At 43.3% G+C, this 21,618-nt stretch carries 1 protein-coding gene (cut by a window edge); it reads left to right on the forward strand.

Features of this window, described 5'->3' with window-relative positions; all coding sequences use genetic code 11:
* Positions 1-21,618, forward strand: the 5' portion of a protein-coding gene (locus NEF87_RS24645; RefSeq protein WP_457917933.1) for a LamG-like jellyroll fold domain-containing protein. The gene runs 7,461 nt beyond the window's last position; the window shows 21,618 of its 29,079 coding nt (coding positions 1-21,618); its start codon is at positions 1-3; the stop codon falls past the right edge of the window.

The following is a 21,618-nucleotide window of genomic DNA, read 5'->3' on the forward strand; positions in this document are numbered from 1 at the left end:
ATGGTATCTAAAACAACTTGCTCGAAGGGAAATGTCCCCCCATTCTCCCTTAAGGGTCCAGAACCGACCCCCCTCGCCATCAATACCCAAGAACATGACCTTACGAAATTTCGATCTTCCCTTCACCTCTTAGGATGTTCCAAGGATCCAGCCTCCTTCTCCTTGGAAGAACTTGTTCAAGCCTATAAACTTCCATTAGAACATCCCTATTACAGTAAAAAAACTCGCTTTGTCAACCGGGCTTATCTGCGATCGATCACGCCTCCTCTGTCGGAAAACCGCATTGATCGCCTCTTAAAAGTCCCCGTCAAGACTAAACGGGTAGCGAGTCACATTGAATCTGAACCCTATCAGCTCCATTATGACGGTATTGTGGACGAACCTTTTGATCCGGTTCCGTTTCCAACCCTTTCTTCACCTCCGAAAGATCCACCCAAAAAATCACCCAAACTCCCGCCCGACTTGAAGACCAACCTCCCCTCCAGGAAAAATGGGCCCTGCTCCTTTTTCTTAACTCTTTTTGCCGTTGTTCCATTAATCACCATTATCTTTCTGTTTCCCCACTTACAAGGGGCATTTCATCATTCGGTCGGCTACATTGCCTCCCTTGTCCTTGGAACTGCCTATTATGGCACACTCGGGCTCATTGTGTGGAAACCCTACTTTCTGAAACATCAAACCTTTCGACACAACCTCTGGAGGCGTATTTGTTCTCCCTTTTTACTTCTCCGAAGGAAGATTCTTAGCACAATACAGACCATAGGGAATATTTTCTCTCCAGCAATGCGCTATATCGGAGGAAAAATCATCCAAATAAGGACAAATCTGATCCAATGGAGGAAAGTCCAGAGTCACAAGGGGAAAATTTATCTGCAGCAAAAAAAAAATTGGATAATCTCCTTACTAAAATCAACTCGAAGCTATGAAAAGGGACTGGTCATCCGAAGGAGATGCCTTCAGAGCAAGTCCCGTATTAACGATCACATATCATCTCTTACATTCCACACCAAAGAAGCCATTACTACGAAATATGTCCATTTCAAATCCCTTTGGCTTCGATTAGAAGCCAAGTCTCAGCTGTGTGAGGTTTTAGGGGCACAGCTTTGGTTGATCTCCCACATCCTTCGCCTTCCCTATTATCTTGGGAAAGAAGGGGTTTTCCTCGTTCAAGCCATCGGATCAGAATTTCACGAGATCCAGTGTAGCATACAGACTTCCTGGAGACGAAAAAAACGACATCATAAAGTCAAACACACTTCTCAGCGCTCTGATGAGAGAACCGCTCCGAAGTGGATATTATTTTTCCAAAGTCTTTGTGGCCAAACTCTCTACAAGGGATTACAAGTCAGCATGGCAATACTGGCTTTAGGGAGTATGGTCTTGGTTCTTCTTCAGTTCAAACTGTCGACACCCTTGATCCCCTTCTTGGCTCTTCTCCTAGGGGGAGGCCTCCTTCCAGGATTCTTATTGGGGGACCCAAAGAAACATGAGACCTCGCCCGTAGATGTAAATATCTTTTCTTCAAGCTTAGATGAGGATACAAGTTACCAACCGAAAGTAGTAGAACGAAAGACAAAATGGGATTATTACTACGGATTTTTGAAAGCCTTAGAAATCCGCAGGGAAAATATCGCCAGAAATAAACGCAAACAACATCAGACGCCAAAGGCTTCTCCTTCCAAACTAGCCATTCCTCTAATTCCTAAAAAAAATCCTATATCTTCGTCGTCAGCTCTTTCTTCACCGTTTTCCCGACGAATCATGCCCTTCGTGAGCGTCTTATTTTTGATTGCTTGTGTGCCTTCCATTACACTCTCGGACCAACAAACAACAACTGTAAACATTTCTCCTATGGCGAATCTCACCATGGAATTGGGCTCTCCCGAAATGCTTTCATTTGCTGTGGAAACGCATCAGCTCCAATCAGTTTCCTATGCTGTTCTGGTCAATAATGAAATCTTTCAAGAAGGGACCCTTGGACCCTCTCAAGGGTTGGACTTGCCTCTGAACCATTTACCCGAAGGGAAACATTACATTTCATTACAAATCACTACTCCTCGCCACGAATCAGTGGTAGAAGATTGTTGGGTAACCGTCGTGAATACTCTCCCCTTTATTGATCCCAGCCCAACACCTGAGCAATTTGAAGATGACAATATGGATGCTACCTTACGCTGGAGGATCACAGACCCATCAGTACTCACCCCTGTGTATGACCTGTGCATCTACCACGATAATAAAGTGGTGACCAGCGAAAACGGCAACTTATCCCAATCCCTCACCAACCCAGATCAATTCACCTCCCACTATAATATTGCTTCCTTGGGTGTTGGAACCTATCAATACGCCTTTTGTGTGAAGGATGGTTTGGGAGCCCCTATCTGGGATAATGGAACCTTTACCATTGTCATGGATCTGGCCCCCGAAGTGACCACCCCTCAATCAATTCTGTACGTTGAACAAGGGGATGTCGTAGAATTAGATTTCACGATTTCCGATCCCCGACGCACAGGATTTTATGATGTGCGACTGGGTGATCAAGAACTCATTGCAAATACTGCCTATGAAAATTTTGCCCATGTCTCTCAGGAGATCAATACTTCCTCCATGTCCTGTGATGAGTATCAATATACATTGCAATGCATAGCCACACTTTCCAAACTCAAAACCTATCAGACGATCATCGTATATGTCATGGACAATTTAAATCCGGAGGTAACCCATACTAATGAATCCATTGCTACAACCGATGGAACTTTTCACACCCTTCGTTTCGAAGTCCACGATTCGCATTTGCTTTCCAACTTCACCTCAAATTTGACGATTAATGGGGAGGGGTATTCCATAAAGGATCTCCAAAATCGCTTTCCGAGTACGAGTGAGATGAATTCGGAGGCCACCGTTTATCGATTAAATCTGACTCTCCCCGCTCGGTTATTCCACGAAGGTCAAAATGATATTATGTTCCAAGTCACCGATGGTGAAGGCGGTTCAACGATCCATGATTTTCACCTCTTCCAAAATTCAACCCAAACATTATTGGTAGAAAACTTAGCCACACCAAATTTCTTTAAACAAGCCTTGGAAAGTACTCCTTTAGAAAATCAACTCTTCCTTCTATTGAGTGGATGTCTTTTCATCTTTGCACTCATGGCGATGTTTTGGTTTCACCATCGCAAAACCGATCCAAAAATGACCTCGGTTCAGCGAATTCGGTTTCGATTCATCACCTTATTCTTGGTGGGCCTTAACTTCGGTTTCCCACAATTTATCCAAGCTCAGGCTGCCCCTAGTCCCCTCAACCCGATTTCGGACTTATCGTTATCCATGATTTACCCAACTATTGAAAATCAAACCAGTTACACCGATCCCTTAACCTTTGGAATTTTATTGTATGATTGGTTGACTCTCGAATGGACCTGTGACTATGATGCCTATCAAGTCGTGCAAATTAAAAATCTCACCGATGGGACGGTGATTTATGAACATCGCCAATTTCAGGTGGCAGGGGCTCGGTCCCATCAGATAGCCATATCGCCCACCCTCGGATTTTTACCCGATCAAAATTATAGCGTTCAGGTCATCACGGAAGATGTGGGATCCCTCTATTCCACTTATGGCTATTCCGAAACTTTTATGCTCAATGTCTTCAAAGCCCACGCTGTTTTTACCTTTGATCAAACCGTTGATAATCAAGATAAAGGTATTTTTGCGGTGACTCGCCGTCTCAATGAAACCGCCTATTTTCGCTTTGATCTCCATTATAAGACACAGTTGGTGGATGCGTATAATCCTCGACGATATGTCAGTGCGGAACCGATTATCGTCGAATCCCCGTCAATGACAGGCTATGATCCCGTGACGATTGGTACAACAGGACAATTTGGGGATCATGAGTTTGTGACCATGCGTACCTCTCTGAATTTTACGGAAGGTGCTCGGTGGACGTTTGAAGGAAATGATTATTATGAGGAAACTCACGCCAGCGATTACTTGGATGCGCAATCCCTCATTTCTGCCCACGATTATACTCAGCCTGAAGATTTGGCAAATTATACGTCTTCAGGGGACACCTATTCAAATTCCTCCTCCATCGATACGGTAACGAATTTATATCGCTATTTTTCATGGGAAGCGGGAGAGACGGGCTATAACGGGTTTATTCGGAGCGAGACTAATTCCACGTATTATGCCTATGGAGTTAAGGATTCCTCCGATTGTCTCTTTTTTGGATCGACCTCAATGAATCCCCTAGAAACAATGCTTTACAGCCCAAGCATTTATTATTATGCTGATGGGGCGAAATCTGCATCCACCAGTATCACTTTTGGCACGAAACAAGATTATAATTCCTTTGCGGATGTCTTTGAAAATTCTAATATTTTTGATGTGGATATAATCCTTTTTGATGAAGATTTCACAATTTTAGAACAACGATCCTTGTTCGATGGAAATATTGTGGCCATGCAAACAAAGACAATAGACTTCAACCTTGCCCACTTCACGGTTCCCCGTGCATTTCGGCTTGCCCTTCAAATTCGCATAAATCCCCTCTGGCATAATGCGACTTGGGATGATGCTGATGAATTATACTTCTTATTAAGATCCATTTCCTTCGATATTGATTATAATTATGCCCAATGGGGATCATCCAGTTCCCTCGACGATTTTCAATCCATGACTTTGTTAGAAGAAACTCAACCGATGCAATTTCGGAGGGGAGGATCCCAAGCCATGTTTTATGTGCACTCGGGAGTCGATTCTCAGTTCGCCAATGGCCCGATCAAAAGTGAAGGAGAATTTATTTTACCTTCCCCTGTGGATTTTACCGATCCATCTTTGGCCGCATCAAACCTAACTTTAACCACAAACTTCGAGTTGGCCCATTACGTCGTTGAAGCGAATAATGGTGCGTATAGCTATTCGATCCGAGTAATCCCACAGCTCATAGATCAGACGTACTTGTCATCTATTCCCTTAGCTTCGGCCAGCAATGTCCAAGATCTTACCACAGTAGTTCAACTTACCACGGATCTCAACGCCTTTAAAGGCCAGCCTATCGATCACTTTCTCCTTCAAGTCTGGTTCGAAGTACCTGGAGATCCTTTGTCGTCTGATAAATCGGATGAATATCGCAGTTTATTTACTGAAATTACATTGGACGTAAATAATTCCATTATAACCGATCTCGTGGAAGGATCCACGACAGGTAACTCGACTATGTATTCGTGGATGGTAGATATTATGCCTGAAATTGGAGATCAACTCTTAGATGTAACCACCTATACGCCCGATAGTATGGGCTATTTCCGCAATTGGATGACTACTGATGTTCCTTTTGCATGCGGCACTGATTGGAATGCTTACCCTACGATTAACGGAAGTCATATCGATTGGACCCACGATTATGCCCCCGGTGATTATGTGATTCCCCAAGAAGTTCCGATTGCAGGGTCGAATAATGAATCTCAATGGGTAGAATATACATCAGCAAAAGAATTATTTGAGATTGACAAATATTATGGGGCAGATGATTATCTTTGTTCATACGTTATGATGTATGTCTATTTTCCTCAATATGAACCGAATGTATATTTGAAAGTGGGCTCGCAAGACGGATCTCGGATAGTTTGGGATGATGGAGAGGTCTGTTACAATCACGTCCAGCGATTTCTCGGGAAAAATTCCGATGATGAGCAGGATATCATCAATCTTGAAAATGGGGTTACCGCGGGATGGCATCGCCTATTCATTCAAACGGAAGGCTATGATTCCAACTGGTTGCTTCGATTACGTTTTTCGACAATCGACGGGGAAGGTGATAGTTTTTATTCGGCGATTCCTGGATTGCGCTATTCCCACACTCCACCTCTCCAAGAGACTCGCTTTTCATCTAAAACATTGAAAGTTATCCCTACTAAAAAACAATCGTCGGAATCCTCCCGAAATGCTCTCGTGATGGAAATACCCGAACAACCCGTCTCCGAAGGGGCTACGGGTAAGACCTCTATTATAACCCCCATCACCAACGGCGAAGGCCTTGGGGATACATTATTCAACGGAACTCTCACGATTACTCTAAAACCTTCCGTCTCGTCTGCAACCGTCGATTCCGCGACTCTGAATGTAACCATGTTCTTTGATCTGTATATTAAAGATGGGATGAATTGGATTTCTGAATATACCACCCAAATCTATGCATGTGAATTATCCTATACCACGATGTTAAGTCTCTCCCTTGAAGAAATTACCCTCGATTTGGATACCTTGTTTGCCGATTATACTGGGGATGGAGACCCGTCCTTATCCTATTATCGTATGTACTATCGTACAGAAATTCAAGCCACCAGCACCGGTAAATGTCCTGAAGCCCAAGTGGAAATTCTCAACACCCAGTTAACCCTTATTGATCTTCCTCCAGCGGGGGCTTTTGTCAACCTTCAAACTGGTGATATGTTATTTGGCACCGAAATGATTACCATTCAAGCGCAAAGTCATGATGTGATTTCAACCCGTTTATTAGGCTCTCAAGATGGACTCAGTTGGAAATCCATTGCTGAGACTACGGTCCATAACAACTGGCTCTTTACCTTGCAATTCAATACGGCCACCAATCCCGCCTTCCCCCCTAATGATGATGAATTTTATCTCATGGTGCAATTACGAGATCATTTTTCGACGATCAACACCTCCTTAGTGATAGTATGTATTGATAATGAGCGTCCTGTATTAGAAGTGCCCGATTGGGAGCCGATCGATAACATCCTCTGTAATCCCACGAACATTTCTATCATATCCGAAGCTCCCGATATCATGCAAGTCCGGTTTGAAGCCATTAGTTCGGCTACAGGATCATGGACCAATCCCATTTTCCTTTCCAATTATACTTTTACAAATGTGGAAGGGAATCTCACCGAATATGGCTTTCTCCTTGATCCCTTTATGTTAGATGTGGGGACTTTCGATTTTCGCGCCGTTTGTTTGGATAAAACGTGGGATGAAGCCACCGCCAGCATCATTGAACTGGGAAATCTCACCGTCTCTCGGTTTAATCCGGAATTTACATTGCCAACACCTACGAATAATACAGGGCTTGTTTCGGGATTAATTCCATTCAATTTTTCGAGCGGTGCTATCAATCTCGATAATATCACTTTATCCACCCGTCTTGGGGAGTATGCGAGTCTCTCTCAATCTCCCGAAGATAAGTATTATGTGGAACTGGATTCAGCTATGCTGTTTGGTGAATATGAACAGCAAATGGAGACCTTTACCTTCACCTTTACTGTAAATGGCTATAGCCAAGCCTGGACCTATCGGTTGTATGTGGATAATGACAATCCCGAGATCACTTTTGGATTCGATCCTTCCGTTTCCGTGAGTAGCGATTCGATTGAGACTTCTTTGGATGAAATACCCGTAGTCTCGCTTAGTCAACCCATAAATTTAATTCAAGATCAAACCCAGATCTCATTGGATATTTCCCACAATAATACCGCGGATTTAGCTTATCTCGAATATTATGGGCTTTTTTACCATCGGGAAAGTGATGCGGATGGATGGTTGGATTATAACGCCATTTCGTATGACCGTGGGGTTGATGGCTTTAATTGGATCCAAGATATTTCAAATGGTTTGCTCTTTGCCATTGATAAAATGATTGCCAATGGTATAACTTGGAGCACCTTACCTTCGTTATCTGGAAGTGATTATCACTACCTTCAATATGTGACCGAGTGGAATGTGAATGGCCTTTCAAACACATATTTCAATGAAGAAATGACCTCCGCTCAAACAGACTTTGCCTCAAACTTGAGCCTGTTACTTTCCTATTTAACTACCGATCAACTGAGTAGTGCCTATGATCTAATGTTAAGGACTATCAAACCGCATTTAACGGAGCTCGCAACCAATGAATACGATGTACCGTGGGAAACTCCCGAAAAAGTCGTGTTTGGAACCTATTTTTCGGATGATTTAGCAACATATACTCCAACAATTAATCTGGAAGGTTTTCCCGATGGGTATTTTCAGCTCGGAACAAGCATTACTGATCATGTCGGATTACGAGATGAAAGTGTATCGCCTCTGTATTTCTTGGAAAACAATCTCCCCACGTTCCAAATTGTTTCTCCTGCGGATAACGAACAACTGGTAATTTTACCCGATCAATGTAATTATGTGAATTTTTCGATGTATGTGCCTGACCGTGATATTCGCTCGATTGCCTTAACTAATATGGTCATGTTTGATGATCTGGTGACGGAAGATTTAACTTTTGATATGGGGCAAGATTTGCCCAATCATCGAGTCGACTTCGGATTCAATCTCTCCGAAGCCATATCCAATACAATTGTGAATACCTATGTACTCAACCCACAATGTGCATGGACCATCACTACTGAAGATTTTGCAGGACGGATCTATACGCAAACCCGCACGTTTACCTGTGTGCAAATTCCAGATCACATTGGTCCTCAATTTTTGAATTATACGGTTCCAGATGCGTCCGCCCTCTGGACCGAAGGATGTGATATTGTTTTAAATATTACTGATTTTGGCAATCCTGTATTTGATGTAAATATGACTTATGTTGGGGATGATGTGGCTTCTGGAATCCGATACTTGGAAGTGTGGCTTTCAGAAATCCCTCAAAATCTAGATCCTAGGCAAATTTACTTCCCGATTATGGACTTTGAAACCACGGGAGATAGTTCCATGCTGGATAATTTTCTTGGTTTTATCATTACCTCCGAATCTGATGGTACATATATCTTCAATCCCGCGAAAATGAACAAGTTTTGGGCGAAATATGACGGGGATGGGCAATATACTTTTATTGTACGGGCTTTTGATCAGAATTTTAATGCAGAACTTATCACCGTTGATTTAAATATTGTGCAACCTCGCTTAAACCTCCCAGCTAATACTCCGGTGCCAACCATCGGAAGTGATGAATGGTTAAACCTTACTTTATCCAATCTTGGAGATCAAGTGGTGAGTGTTGAAATGCTGCTTTATACAGACATTACGGCCAGTTTCTTAGCTCCATGGTCATTAAGCGACTATGAGGAAGCAACCGAGAATTTAATTGATCATCCGACGGATCCCGATGCCCTTCCAGCCTGGAATTCTTTGCGAATCCATACAACCATTCCCTATCTTGATCTGCCTGATTTGAACAAGAATCTGCCTGCTGCGAAAGGATACAAAATGGATTCCACATGCAATCCCTCGACGTGGAGCAGCAATGTTTATAGCTATACCCGAGTACTAGCATATGAACCCCTAACAATGGGGGAGATTCTCACGTTTTCAGCATGGATCTATGTCTCTGAAGATTTTAATGGAGATTGGGCACGAATATCATGTGAAGGTGTTATTTCTGGGACGTCCTATTATAATTTAGCGAAAAAAGGGACGTGGCAGAAGGTCGAATTAACAGTTACGGCCAGTTCTACAGGAGAGGGTCATGGTTTCTTCTATTTCTCAAAAAATGGAATTACTGATTTTTCCACTTTAACGGGGTATGTCATTTATCTGGCCCCCCAAGTGGAAAAGAAGGCATATGCGACACCTTTTGCTGATGGCTCACGACTACCCATGCGATCCCAGATCTTATATAATTCTACCTCTCAGACAGAATATCAGTTCTCCTTCGCAGGAATTACCGAAGAAACCTATTATGTGAATTATCAAATCATCCAAACCGATGGATCTGTTATTTCCCGTCTACATCAAGTTTCGTATCCCGATCACGTTGTGGAAGAATTACAAATTCCCAATCATCTCCTAACCTCAGACAATACATGGTATGATCCTTATGGACTCGTGATTGATAATCACTTTCCACATGATGCCAACTGCAACTTTACGGAAGGGGATCTATGGTCAGAGATGGAAACAGTAATGATCACGTGGTTAGGGGAGACTCCTACCACGACTTCACCATGCGAAGTCTATCTACGATTTAATGGGATGGAATATCCCCTAGTGAATAAAAGTTATACGGTGGACTGGATCACCCGTTCGGCGATTTTTACTCTAGATACGTATGAACTGCCCGAAGGGAGCCAAATTGTCGAAGCAACGGTTGTGTTTAGTAATGGGTATCAAACCAGCGTATCTCGGGTCATTATTGTTGACAATACTGCTCCCGTATTTATTCAAGATGGTATTTATATTAATGGTACATCCCAATATGCCTTGAACGATTGGGTCCAGTACAAAACAATTATGTATTGCAATAATGTCGTCGAGCTGGAGATTCACGCCCAAGATAGTGAATCGAATATCACAGCCATCGATCTTTGGGTAGAACACCAAGGTAATCTAGTTGGCTCGCTTCTTTCTTACCCCTTCAATTCTCCTTCTGTAATGGAAGCACTACTCTATGATACGACAAGTTTAGGGGATGGGGAAGTGTATGATCTTTGCATAAAGATCAGCTCCGCAGGAGGGAGTATTACTTCCGATACAATCCAATTATTTATCGATCGATCCGCCCCCGTGGGTGAATTTCTTACTCCTGCCACCACCACCACTTTTGGAGGTGACACAATTACCCTAGATGTCCTAGCGACCTCAAATAGTCCAATCCAACAAGTAGCCTTTTATTTCCAAACAGGGGTGGGGGGATTTTCTACTACTGACTTTTTAGGGTATGCCACCTTGCAATATGATTGGACCACAGATCAATACCTCTATCGGTTGGACTTCGCGGATGTCGTTCAGTATCAGGGCCAAACCAATTACTTCTGGTTAGAAATCACCGATGAAGCGGGTAATATGGCTCAAATCCCCACTTCGACACCGTGTACGATCTTACCGCAATATATCTCCTTAACGGAGGTTGAAGCGGTCTATTATATGGATCGGGATGAGAATGCGGTGCTAACTGGAAGCCTTGAAAATTTTTATGAAGATTATGCCAATGCGATTATCAATGTTACGTTGAATATTCAAAATGGAGGCATGTTTGTGCCCATCGGATCGGATGTGATTACGATTGATTCGACCACCGGAAACTCTGTCAATATAGAGTGGGGTGGGAATCTGCCCTTAGAATTTACCGACCTCGAAAATCTCCGTATTCCTATATCTTATGTGAGTCTCGATGGAAGTATCACATCTTGTGCCATCGATACCACTAATATTGCTGTCTGCGGAAAGTTCAACGCGACAGATTCCCATCAAGTTGCTTTTATTACCTGTGGAACGGATCGCAGGATTCATCTTTTCTCCCATGATCCAACCACAGTGTTTGAGTGGAGTCGCTTTGATGATATCGATACGTATGCAGACCTCCCCGCAAAACACGTGGAAGTGGTGGATTTTGATGGAGATGGATATGATGAATTACTCTTACTCACGGCCGATCGGTTGATTGTGGCTTCCTTTAATCGCACAACCCAAGATTGGGAATATCGAGAATTTGAATTTTCCCAATGGGCCGCAGATTTCTCGCAACCGGTGGAAGGCGTTTCCATGGGAACGAATAGTACTCACCTCTTTTTGGGATCTAGTTCTCCTCTCTTTACCGATCGAATCCTCGTAATGGAATCCCTTCCAACGGGCGATTTTTCGCTGGAGCAAGTGATCTATGCTCCGGAAGGAGAATCGATCACGGCATTTTCTAGCCTTCCCCTTGGGGATTCGGAGGATCTAACGATAGTAACTCTCCACGGTATCTATTCCCATAAGGAGGATCACTGGACCGAAATCTTCACCAGTGAATATACCTTAGTGCCAAAACTAGAGGTGGGCAATTTAGATCTAGACTCTTCCAATGAACTCCTCTTTGGAGTCTATGGGTATCAAGGCATTGATGTCATTCAAGGCAACTGGAATCTGAATACACAGTCCTGGGAGTTCATCGCAGCTCAAGCGTATTCGGACATAGCTCAAATTTATGACCTCGCCATTGGTCATGTGAATATGGATAACCGAGGACGGGCCATTATCGCCACCGATGCAGGGGTGGACATGATCGATGTGTTAGACGATCCAACAGTGACAGCGGTAGAAGATATTTCTACCAGTCAAGATATGGAAGGCTATTATACGCAAAATGGTCTCTATGAATATACTGATCTCGGTGCTCTGGATGACACAACCATTACAGAAATACGTGGAGAATTATCCTATACCTCGATGGGAGGTACTCTGGAAAATATATATTCCCCCGATCGGGTGAAGCTGGATGATGGATTGCATTTAGAAAGTGGTTCGATTGCAGATATAAGGGCCATTGATAATGAAGTGCTCGAAATCAGGTCCGATCACCATGATGAAACTTCCCAACTTGGGATCGAGTTCTATTTCGATGAATTGGATTTAAGTCAAGAAACCACCTATACGCTTCAATGGCAATTTGAGGATGGTGGTTCACTGGGCTGGTTGAAAATTAAAGAAATTAAAATTTATGACCTTTATGATGTGGAACGTGTTTCTATCACCGGCACATCAGGTTTTTGGGGTGATGAAGTAGCAGAGACGGGTCTCTATGATATTGCGAGTTCAATCGGCAAAATCGAAGTCCTCATTGACAATGGTAACTTTGCCATGCCGTACATTTTTGAAATTGATCTCATCTCACTCACCCTTCCCGACTTGAAAATGAGTGGTCCCCAAGGATACACCTCGGAGCAATTATCAACTGACACATGGGAACTTGGATCAGAACTAACTCATTGGAAACTTGATGGAAATGCTGTGGATGCTTTGGGATCTTATTCTGGAACCGTTTTAGGGGCATCTCCAACGGTCGATAGATTTAATTGTCCCAATAGTGCCCTAAATTTTGATGGTGTGAATGATTATATTACTGTTCAAAATGTGGCGGGTACATGTATAAGCGATCCTTCGATTACGGGAGAAATAAGTTTATCGATGTGGGCTTATATTGAGGGAGGTCTCTATATGGTTTCAAGCGGGGGTCAAACGAGTAGTCGTGGGATTGCCATTTCTTACCAAAATGGCAACGAATTCATCCTTCTTCATGATGGAAATCAACAATGGATAGTATATCCTGATTGGCCCTTGAATCAATGGATTCATATCGGATTCACATGGAATGGATTTACTTTGGATTACTATCAAAATGGAGTGTTAACGTTATCGGACACTACTCCAACGAGCGCTTCTTTTTCGGACCTTCACACTGAATTGACCTTAGGAGTACCCAATAGTGTAAAAACAGCTTATCATTTCGATGGAAAATTGGATGACTTACGTTTCTACGATACGGTATTATCAAGATCAGAAATGCAACAATTATCTCAAGGTCCTTTTGTAATCGAAGGGGTAAATTCAGAAAATCCTAATCCCCTCATTTCCCTTGCAACCTTGACTACTAGTGGGGATGTGACTCAAATTGCGCGGATTTTGCAACCCAATACGGCGGGATATTCACCCGCAGGAGATCTGCAAGCATTGACGGTGAACCAAGTGACTTCGGACACTTTGGGGTATGATGCTAATGGATATATCACCCAAAGTTTCTTTGCAGACACTCCAGTTACCACTACATCCCTCCTATCGAGACTCGGAGATTATCCTAACAATGCTTTGGTGCAAACGGGAAATTCAATGTATGCAATAGCAGGAAGTACTTTTGATTTCTATTCGGCTCTTCCCGCAACATTGCATATCAGTCGCCATGGAACTCCTGGGTATGGGTATGGATCAATCATGAACTATTATATTTATTACTACAGCGACAATAATCTGTTGAGATCTGTTAATGTCGATTGTTATTCAGAAGGATATGGATCAGGAGTGGCAATTTTTGCCTTTAATGTTGATCTGAAAGAAGGCTATGTGAATGGGGAAGGTTGTAATAAAATCGGAGTAGGGGTTAAATTTTTGTATACCGATTATGGAACATTATCGGTTAAATGCATTCCTAACTTAGAGAATGAAGCGGATCCAAGTAATTATCCCATCGAATGGAATAATTGCTATAACAAAGTGCCTTTCGAAGCAGATATTACTATTAATCGAGGAGAACTTGGCGACATTGAGGATGTGTTAAATTATCGGCTCACCATTCCGATCGAAATTGACATGTACGGTCGTACTTTTGCCGGAACTATCACCGATTTGAATTACAATCCAGCGGTTCTATCAGCACAAAATATATTAATTCATACGTCTATTGATGGGGGAAATACATGGAATGCTTATTCAGGAGCAAATATCGTTCAACAAAGCACACTTGCCTACAATATTGAGTTAAGTCTAACTCCATCTTCCCTTTCGATTTTTTTTTCGCCTGAAGGATCTGTTCTCATGCGCGTGTCTTTCCTTCTGGAATTTACCCATCCCTCGCAATTTGTGTATGACGGGTATGCCCTTATCCCAACCTTAAGAATCGATGCATCACAAATTGAAGCGGAATTACTCTCGCGCATTTCGTCAAGTCTTGAATGCGATCAAACTGGATTTGAGATCTTAGAAATCCCCATTGATCGATCTCCCATCCTAGAGAATGAATTTGATATTTTCCATCCCCCTTCCAATTTTGATGCCACTTATTCGACGAGAGTACTTCTGGATCTCACATGTCCTGACTTGATATATACTGCCTACTCAGCACCTTTGGAAGGCGATATTCAAGTAAGATCTTTGGAAAGTGATTCTAATACCGTTCGATTAGATCATTTCGAAGGCTCTACATCTGCCACTCATACCTCAGGAATTCTTTATACGACCTCAGGAGAGGAAATTGTGGGTTCAAAATCAATCATTTTACCAAGTGCTGGATCCTATGCTAAATACGATTATAATGTTGAATTTACCTATGAAGGAACGGCTGAATGCTATTTTCGCCCTAGCACCGTCCCTATGGACAATACACTCTATGCTATTATGACCTCAGATTCCAGTGGATATCCAGGGTTGATGGTGTATATGTACAATGGAAAAATACAAGCAGGACATTATACAGATGTGGGAAATGTCGGAAAATTCTGTGGTTGGACTTATTCCGATCCAGTATTGAATGAGAATGAAATCTACCATATTGCCTATTCGTGGAAGGATGGAGATGGTGCTTATCTTTATATTAATGGAAATCTTGTGGGTTCAAATCCCGATGATGGTGATCCCGCCAATTTCTTTTTGGATTGTTGGGGAACTTCGACTCATGTGGGAATTGGACAATGCGGATATCGTAGTTCTGTAGGCGCGGCCTTAGGTACATATGATGAATATCGCTTTAGTAATCTTGCTCGAACGGATTTTCCAACAACAATTTATACTGAAAAAACATATGATGCTTTGGAAGCCCTTTACAATGATGATCAAGTAGAAAAACTCCCTATTCGAATTTCCGTCGAGGACATTAGTTCTTCTGCTCCTACAGAAGCATCAGAGATTACGCTAGCACTTCAGTATGATGAAGGGGATGTAATTATGAATAATAATGCCTATATTGATCTAGATTCTGAGACTCATCCCTTCCCGAATGGAGTCATACCCGAGGATATTGCTTTAACTATCACCACAAAATCGAGTAATTTTGCCAGTTATCTCAGTTCAGAGCGTACTTATCGCATTTCCTACTCGTTCTGGAGTGAGACGGAAGGAGTTTGGCATCTCTTGTGTGCGTTACCTGCCTCCACACTCGATTTCTCGTTGAAAGCGGGAAGTGTCCCGACCACCGAAACCACCATTACTTATGGGGAGACGGGTCATGATCAATATTATGAACAGACTTTTGGGGTGGCTTTACCCATCGCCCAATGTGAGAATGCAAAATATCTCCAGCTGGAAATTGATGGGGAAGTGGATCATTTTCTCTGGGATACTGGAAATTGGTATGAGTATAATGCCTTCGATACCGCCGATCACGGGTTAACGTATAATCAATGGATTAGTGATAACAATGGCAAAACCCACCTCCAAATCCATCATCCTACCAACGGATGGACGAATCTGGAAAGCTGGAATTGGACCACCTACCTTGATGGGCGATTTGCCCTTACCTATGCTTTAATCGACGGATGGGGCACCTTTGACCAAAGTCTCAACGACGAATATTATCAATTTGCTTTTCGGTTTATTATCGATCAAGGAGCCTATCCGCAGGCCAACCATCACATGGAGGTCAACATTCGGAAAATTTCCGGAATGATCGTTCATACACGAGATCCGAATGATGTAGAATCACGGGAGAAAGCCTATGAAATGTATGATGGGCGACACCTCTTTAGCATTACCCTTGGGGATACAACTTTCGATCCTAGTGCCCTCGATGCTGTCTCGATTTCGGTGGATATGGGTGTCATCATCAATATTACCACTGTGCCGGGAGGGGTGAAATTACCGATTTTAGATGAGAAGCTTGTCTGGCGACAGTTAGCGGCGGAATTCTTCTTGGAAAGCCAAATTACCACTGCCCAAGGGGAACACCTCTTAAAAAATCTCTTTGGCTCCCCTACGATTACTGCGCAAGTCATCGACGATGACTTAATCTATACCGTGTCCCAAACCCTCACGCTCTATTCCCGCAATCAAATTGCCGAATTTTTGCATTTTGAGGAAGGCGTAGGCTATTCGCTCAGAGGGCGGCTGGTGAGTCATTTTAGTCTCCTCAACAATCGTCTCGGATCGATCCGGGTGAGTGTGCAAGCCACCGACGATTTTATTTCCGCCGCCAAAGTGGTGTATGAACGCATCAGCGAACAAGTCTCCCCCAACCAAGTGCACGATCTCACCTTGGGCGATTTAGATGATGATGGGGATCAGGATCTCCTCTTCGATGATGGGAGTGCGATCATCGTGCAACCGAATGAAGCGACCTTTGCCTTGAAACTTAGTGCGTTTAATAACGATTCCTTGGATCCTTACTTGGATCAATATTTCCTCGGATCCATGGATCTAGGCGCCCCCCATCCCAATTTCTATGGCCAAACGCAAGAATTACCCGAATTTGGAACGTCGATGACTTTACATGTGGTCGATTATTCCTATGATCTGACTTCCATTGCCCTGTATTGTGATGATGTGCTCGTCGAAACGCAATCCGTTACACAAGGCTCCAATTATTTCAGCTTTACGGTGGATACCCTTTCGCCTCTGATTGGGGAAGGAAACCATGTGATGAAAGTCATTGCCACCGATAGTCAATCTCAAACTGGCGAAGCAAACCTCATGGTGATAATCGATCGGAGCGCTCCCAGTACCACCTTACAGATGTTAGGGGATTGGCAAGATCTGGAAGTCTCCCTTCGCACGAATCTGACGTTGGACGTAGTCGAATCAAATACGTTAATCTCCACAGAAATGCTGTTTACTAGTGTGACCGATGTTCCGATTTGTGCGTTTACGTTTGCCCAAGAGGATCTCAAAAGCATTTCTTTGCTGGAGGATGTGATTCTCCCCTCCGGCTTTGATCATGGGGCCTTTAAAATTCGCTTCTGGAGTGTCGATCAAGCAGGCAATAGTGAAATACCTACGGAGTATGCCTTTACCATCTCCTCCACCTATGATCTTACGTTCTATACCGATGAGACTTACTTGGAAGAAGAAACGACCTTATCCCGTCACGAAGGGGAGGTATTGTTTGGTCAGGTCCTCGATCGCTTTGGCGAACCTTTACCTGAAGGTTTCCCATTGGATTTGAAATTTGAGGGCTTGAACTATATTCAGACCTCAATTCAAGGAAATTTCGGTCATTTTTCAGGACAAATTCAATCGAGTAATTTATTGACCGATGATCTCCGAACAGATTTTGCTCTGGCAAATAATGGGGGTCTTGAAGAGGAACTGGTCACTTCTGATACCGTTGAATTCACGTTAGCGGGAGAAAACCGCTATTTTGCAGTGGATGGTCTCCGTCGATTTTATTATGGGAGTGCAAATCCCCTTACCTTAATCTACGATCAAGTGGATCTAAGTGATTATAGTTCCCTATATTCCTTTGAAGGAATCCATGTGGAGGTCATTATTCCGAGTGCCTATCATGACGACATGGGGACCACGTATGAGACCATTGAAATTGAATTTCGGGAGCTCGCCCATTTCGAAAATGACACCGATATCGTGACAACGTACACGGTGCCTTTTGAAACCTTATTGGCGGCCGTTAAAACATCTAATCCAACACCTTGGCAAGATATGATGGTGTCCCGAATTGGAATTGATATTGGGTTCTATAATTTGGTAGCACGGAACTCCTTGTTCAATCTAAGTGCCATTGATCAAATTCGAATTATCGGTCATGATAATGGCATTCATCCCGATTTCTCCTTAGAAGATCCTTCAAATTCGGATCAGCTTCTGGGGTGTGCAGGAATTTATCTCCTCGATCATCTGAATCAGGCCACCATGTTTTATGAGACCAATCCAAGTGGGGTCGAGTCGGTGACCTATGCTTTAACCGCGCAATGCAATATGGGTGTAGTAGGAAACACTATTACAACCTATGCTTACCCCCTCACCATTCAGCCAAAACCATTTATGCTGACGGTAACAAGTACGGTCAACACTACGATGACTTTTGGAGACCTCTATACTTTGGAAGGCATCGAGTGGGATACGGGTTTTAATCCTACCACCACTGAAATCATCGATGATTTTTGCCTCCTCCAAGCAATTTATGAGGGCGACTCCTATCCCACTCCGATCGGTACCCCCATGGATCTTGGGATTGCCTCGGAAATGACCTTTTTAATCAACGCATTACCTGGGGAATATACGGATCTCCACTTAAATTATTCAGGGAATGCATTATATCCCTCAACCCTCTCGGGAGAACTGCTCTCAGACCTCACCGTTACAAAAAAACCCACTCATATTGAATTGGCGAATTCAGTCCTTTCGATGGAGCGCAATAGCTCGAGCTCCCTCTTTGGGCTGGTTCTCACTACAGATCGTTATCCTCTTTTACCGGATACAGATGTATCAGTCACCCAGACATTACTGCGAGAATTTGCTGAAGGAACTCGAGGAGACTATTATTGGGGGAATTATACCTTTGAGAATGTGCTGTTAGGGTTGCTAAACGAATCGGGAGAATATGATTGGATGGAGATGGCTTTCTTGCAAGAAGGGGAAGTCTTTGTCTTCGATGTGGATCTCGCGGAAGATGGGAATTTGGAAGGAATGACACCGGGCCTCTATAGTATGGCAGTAAAATTCGAAGGAAATGCATTATATGATGCAACAGTGCAACCATTTCTCCTCCAAGTCAATCCTTCGGCCTTGGATATTGAAATTCGCGAAGGATTTGCGCAAAATTGGACGGCAATGGCAAATGGGTATGCCAGTTATCTGCAATATTCGGATGAAAAAGTCTTTTCCATGAAGGTTTCCGATGCCTTTGATGCCGATCCTTGTGCAGGGTATCCCTTGTGGTATCAAGTCGGATTTACACCAAATTCGCCCAATTTTCCACTAATGTGTGTGTCTGACAATTATGCAGATACGTGGGGTGATTATATGGAATTCCAAACTTCGGAAACGCCCGATATCTTGAAATTTTGGCAATACATCCAAGCAAAAGATGATCGTCCGATTGCCTATCCCTACTATGATGAAGCCATGGATCAAATTATGTTCATGGCTCCCTTCGCCTATGGAATGGTGACCACCGATGCGGAGGGATTGGCGGAAGTGGTGCTCGATCCCCAAATGACGACCGAAATTGCGGAACTTTACAAAGCGATTTTCAAGGTGACCCTCGGATCCTTAGATGAAATTAATCTCTATTTCCGTGTATTTTATGATGCATCCTTCTCCCCCGACCAAATGAAAATGCCCGATTTAGTAAGTCTGGGGTACACCTATCCTATCGAATACTTTGGCAAAGAAGCCCTTGTCTATGAAGGTGACGATATTCTCCCTACGGCCTCGATTTCCAATGGTTTCTGGACGGGTACCAACTATCAAGACCCTTACCATTGTGGAAGTTGGGGAGAAGGAATTCTCACGATGCTGGCTGAAGATACCATGATTGTGGCGGGGTATCAAGAATTCAACGAACCTAATTTTAACCTCGCCGCCGCCGTGGTTGAAGCCGACCTGATAGCGGAAGGCACTTACTTGCCCGAAGTCCATGGAGAAAGTAATTTCATTGAATCTACGGGGCTTCCCACAGATAACTGGATGGAATTGGGATTGGAAATTTGGAATCAAGCCAATAGTTCCCAAGTACTCGCATATCCATGGGCGGAAATGGTCGATGATTTGGGGATCTCCACCTTTACTTGCAATGAAAATACCCTTGGATCAGCCATTGATCGATTACTCCCAGGGTTCTATACGGCCAATTATGCCTATGAGCGGGGATCCTCGATTTATTATAATGCTCCTCACGCCGGATCAACGTCACTTTTGTTGAAAGGTGTGAACTCGGCTCGGTTGGATTCTCCGACCCATCATCAAACCCTCTCCGAACTTATTGGTCCTGAAACGGTCAGTACGACTTCCTTAACCACGGCCGAGGGGGAGACGATCCTTGGGGAATTTGATACGAATTATCCCACGCTTACAGGGGAATTATCCTTAGATGCGTTAAATGAAATCCCCGATAACTACAATTATACGGATCTGATCACCGTCGATTTCTTGTGGAATGGATGGCGGGTAGGGGGCGAATATAGTTATAATCTGTCCGAATATACTGAAGCCATTCCTTTCGAAGTGCCCTTCAAATTCCAAGACGGCTATCCCGTGAATTTCTCCGTGGAAGTTGCCTTTGACTATAATCCCGAAGCCAATCTGAATTGGTCGGCTGAAATGACCGCAGCGGGGTATGAGATATGGTCAGAATATTACTTGTCGATGGCTTATAATGCCACTCTCGAAAATTGCTGGGCGAATTACGCTCCAATCAGCGATTATGCGATTATTTTGACTGAATTATCCGTGAAACAATCGACTTTATATGATTCGGGAAATGAATGGGATCTCATGGCGGAACTTCTTACCAAATATCCGCAAGTTTCCTATGATGGGTATAATCTAAATCAAAATCCGGGAGCAGGATGGAAATATTTGAATGGGTCAATACAAGATGATATTCCGCAAGTCTCCTTGAAAATTGGAGAAGATAATGTAGAGGAGTATGTTTCAGCGACCATTGATCAATCTGCAATTACCATTTCCTTGGATAAAGACCAAATAAGCGGATGGACCCCTGATCATAGTGAGGAATATAATGTGACCTTATCCTTCCCCGAATTATTCTCTGTAGAACGATATCAATGGAATATGAGCTATGATGTCGATGATCCGCAATTTGAGAAACATTCCCGTTTTACTCAACTTACGGGGATGGTGCTTGGGGAAAATGTAAATAAGTCTCTACGCACGGCGATCTATACCAATTCAACCTATGATGGCACCGAAGCCACCCAAGATGCCACTTATATCGGTTTGCAAGTAGGTGAAACAATGTCGCTGGTAGTGCCCGACGTATATATGCCTTGGCGAGGGGAACTACAATGGCAAGCACTCTGTCCCCAACTTCCCTGGTTAGATTATACATCTCTTGAATGGGAACTTGTTTTAACAGTACACCAATCGGCAGATCCTACCAATATCCACACCCTTTCCTGGATTCTCAACACCTCCGATTTTTCGAAAGTAGATGGAGGATTCTGGCAGGAT

This window comes from Candidatus Lokiarchaeum ossiferum (assembly GCA_025839675.1).
Lineage (GTDB): Archaea > Asgardarchaeota > Lokiarchaeia > Sigyniarchaeales > Promethearchaeaceae > Lokiarchaeum > Lokiarchaeum ossiferum.